The organism is Komagataeibacter sp. FXV3, from assembly GCF_015155755.1.
Taxonomy (GTDB): Bacteria; Pseudomonadota; Alphaproteobacteria; order Acetobacterales; family Acetobacteraceae; genus Komagataeibacter.
Genome location: NZ_VWPI01000072.1, coordinates 1 through 3,174, shown reverse-complemented (window position 1 = coordinate 3,174; position 3,174 = coordinate 1). Strand labels below are relative to the sequence as shown.

3 protein-coding genes and 1 pseudogene are annotated in these 3,174 nt (G+C 67.3%); all 4 read left to right on the top strand.

Annotated features, from left to right (window positions below; genetic code table 11):
• A pseudogene (locus tag F1542_RS07215) lies at positions 1-306 on the top strand (hypothetical protein); the annotation flags it as partial.
• Positions 303-1,379 (top strand): hypothetical protein, encoded by a 1,077-nt coding sequence (locus F1542_RS07210; protein WP_193732445.1) that lies wholly within the window; start codon positions 303-305, stop codon positions 1,377-1,379. The pseudogene F1542_RS07215 and the gene F1542_RS07210, both read left to right, overlap by 4 nt.
• On the top strand, positions 1,379-2,851 hold the full coding sequence (locus tag F1542_RS07205) for an NADH-quinone oxidoreductase (protein ID WP_227672555.1): 1,473 nt from the start codon (positions 1,379-1,381) through the stop codon (positions 2,849-2,851). The genes F1542_RS07210 and F1542_RS07205 overlap by 1 nt, the downstream gene beginning before the upstream one ends.
• A 6-nt stretch (positions 2,852-2,857) precedes the next feature.
• The coding region (locus tag F1542_RS07200; protein WP_193732444.1) for a formate hydrogenlyase at positions 2,858-3,174 on the top strand (317 nt) is incomplete at its 3' end.

Below are 3,174 nucleotides of genomic sequence, written 5' to 3'. Positions count from 1 at the left end.
CTTGTGGGCGGCCTGACCTGTATCGCCGTGCTGGCGCAGGTCATCATGCAGGGACCACAGGTGGACATGACGGCGCGCCTTATGGGCATGACGGGGCTGGCCGCCATCCTGTGCGGGGTGTGGGGGGCGTGTATCGCCCGCGGGCCGGTCGCGTTGTGCGCGGGGCTGGCCTGCGGGCTGGATGGCGTCATGCTGCTGGCGGCACGGGCGGGCAGCCTGCTTGTCATGGCGGAGGTGATCATTGCTGCGATTGGCCTGAACATCCTGCTGGCCACGCATCCCCGGTCGCATGGCGGGGCGGCATGATGGCGCTGCCGCTTTACGCCAGCCTGCTGGGTGGCTGGATGGTGCTGGCCCTGATCGCCCTGCTGGTGACGGGCGGGCCGCTGGCGCTGCGTGGCCTGCTGGCTGTGCTGCTGCTGATCCTGTGTGGCATGGGCAGCAGCCATGGTCCCGATATGGTGCGGATCATGATGGGATGTGGTCCCGCGCTGGCATTATGCGTGTGGGTTTTCGGGCCGCGCCATGGTGATGAGGTGCTTCCGCGCGAGAAGGGTGTACTGCCCTTTTTCCTGTCCGGTATTGCAGCCCTTGCCGGTGCGTTCGGGCGGTGTGACCTGCTTGGTGCCCTGCTGGGCTGCGGGCTGATGGCACGGCTTGGGCTGGCGATCGGGCCGCGCGGGCTGGACCGGGACGGGTGGCAGGCGCTGCGTATGGGGTTGGGTGGCCTGCTGGTGGCGCAGGGTGGCCTGTTCATGCTGCAGGCGGGATGGGGACAGGTGCAGGATCAGGCCGGGGCGATCCTGCTGGTGGGCGGATTGCTGCTGGCCTGCGGCATTCCGGGCCGTCCGGAGCCGGTTGCACCGGGTTGGAACATGGAAATACTGGCCGTTCTGCCGGTTGTGGCGCAGGCAGCCCATATCTGGTCGGGTCTGTTGCCTGCGCTGACCTTCATGGGCTGCGTATGTCTGGCATGGGCGCTCCTGTCGCGGCAGGGACAGTCCTTTTCCGGAGGGTACTGGGCTGGCTGGGCCATGCTGGCTGCGGGCCTGCCGGATGGGTTCATGGGGGGACTGCCACTGGCGGCCTGCCTGCTGGTCGTGGCCTGCACGCCGTCATCGGGCGGGTGGCTGTCGGGATACATGCTGTGGCCGCCCTCCCTGCCCGGCATGGCGGTCGTGCTGGTACTGGTGGGGGAAATGGGTGAAATGCCCCCCGTGGCGGTGCTGGCTGGTGCCAGTCTGTGGCCGATAATGACGGCGCGCATGGGGGCGGGGCATGGCACGCCATCATGGGTGCAGGCGACGTTGTTGATGGTCATGGGATGCGCGGTGCTTGCTGGTGCTGCGTATTATCAGATGGGGGGCGGATCGTGGTGATGCAGGTGGCAGCCCTGATCCGCCGGGGTACGCCCGCAGGCTGTAACGGACGATTTGTGCTGGATGAGGGGGGGTGGCGTGACATGGCGGCGGCCCTGTCCCGGTCCACCCTGCCGCTTCTTGGCCTATGGTCGGACGGAATGCAGGTGCATGCCCTGTTCATGGAGGGAACGCATCCCCTGCTGGCCAGTGTCGCGGTGACGGACGGACGCTACCTGGCGCTGTCCCCGGCGCGGGCCGGGGTCAGTGCGTCTGAACGCATCGTGCACGATCTGTGGGGGATCGAGGCCATGGGGGCAACAGACAGCGCCCCGTGGCTGGATCAGGGACGATGGCCGGTGACATGGCCCCTGCATGATCGGCCCCCACCGGCCCCCGCGCCGCCCGAAGGCGTGGAGTTCACTGATGATGCAACCATGGTGCGGGCCGGTGGCACCGTATTGGGCCATGGTCCGGCGGAGGGGGATTTTAACGCGCCCTGTCACCTGCGTCTGGGCCTGCCGGGGGAACGGATCATGCAGGTACGGTCCCGCATGGGTTACGCCCATCGTGGCCTGTGCGCGCGCATGCGCGGGGCGACCGTGGCGCAGGCCGCGCGACTGGTGGCCCGGATTGACGCAACGGCCACGGTGGCCCACCAGCAGGCTTTTGCTGGCGCGCTTGCGGCAATGGAAGGGGATGGCGCCGGGGGAATGCGCGATGTAGATATGTTCGTGGGTGAACTCGGGCGCATCATGGCCCATCTGGATACGCTGACGATCGCGGCCGAACTGCTGGCGGACGGGCGTTTCGCCATCCTTGCGGCAACCCTGCTGGAACAGGTGCGGCAGGCCTGTCGGGACATGTGTGGCAGTCGCCTGCTGTTTGACGTGTTGCCGCCCGCGGGCGGGACAGAACGGATCCTGTCCATCCCCCCTGAATTGCTGATGGAACTGCGCGCGGGCTGCAAGGCGCTGCAACGCCTGTTCTGGCGGCCGCGTGGCATGGCCATGCAGGCGCGGGGGCGGGGTGTCCTGTCGGCGGATATGGCCGGTCAATGGGGGATCGCCGGATGCGTGGGGCGTGCAGGCGGTGCTGAATCAGACCTGAGACCCTATATGGTCCGCCCGCCCGGCGGCTGGCCGGACGGATACCCCACAATGGCGGGTGATGTGGCCGCCCGGCTTGCGCTACGGCTGCATGAAGTCGAAACGGCGGTTGAAATGCTGTCCAGGCTGGATACAGCGGCACTTATGACAGCATCTGTGCATGAATATGGATCGGGTGAGGGCATTGGCTGCGCCGAAGGGCCGACCGGGCCTGTCTGGCACTGGCTGCGGGTTGAAAATGGCCGGGTGGCCGCATGGTGGTGTGGTGACCCGTCCCTGCTGCTGTTTCAGGCTTTGCCGCAGGTACTGTCGGGGGCGGTGTATGAAGATGTGCCGCTTATCCTTGCCTCCCTCGGGCTGTCGGCGGCGTCGGCAGACCTGTAGGATGGGATGATGGCATATCTGAACCTGTTCTGGCCCGAAGGCGCGGTGCTGCCCCGTATGCTGCCGCTGGACATCTTCCATATGGAAACCGGGGGGTGCTCCGGCTGTGCGCTGGAACTGCGCAGCCTGTCGCGCGCCCTGGTGGAAGGGCATTCCGATATCCGTTTTGTGTCCACGCCGCGACAGGCCGGCCTGCTGCTGGTGACCGGCAGCCTGACGGTGGAAATGGCTCCGGTTGTGGAACTGGCATGGCAGGCCATGCCCGGTACGCGGCTGCTGGCCGCGGTCGGGGACTGCGCGGTGGATGGGGGCGTGTTCACACC

Bases quoted from the DNA above. Each gene is read 5' to 3' on its own strand.
- F1542_RS07210 (WP_193732445.1), top strand. From the start codon at position 303: ATGATGGCGCTGCCGCTTTACGCCAGCCTGCTGGGTGGCTGGATGGTG.
- F1542_RS07205 (WP_227672555.1), top strand. From the start codon at position 1,379: ATGCAGGTGGCAGCCCTGATCCGCCGGGGTACGCCCGCAGGCTGTAAC.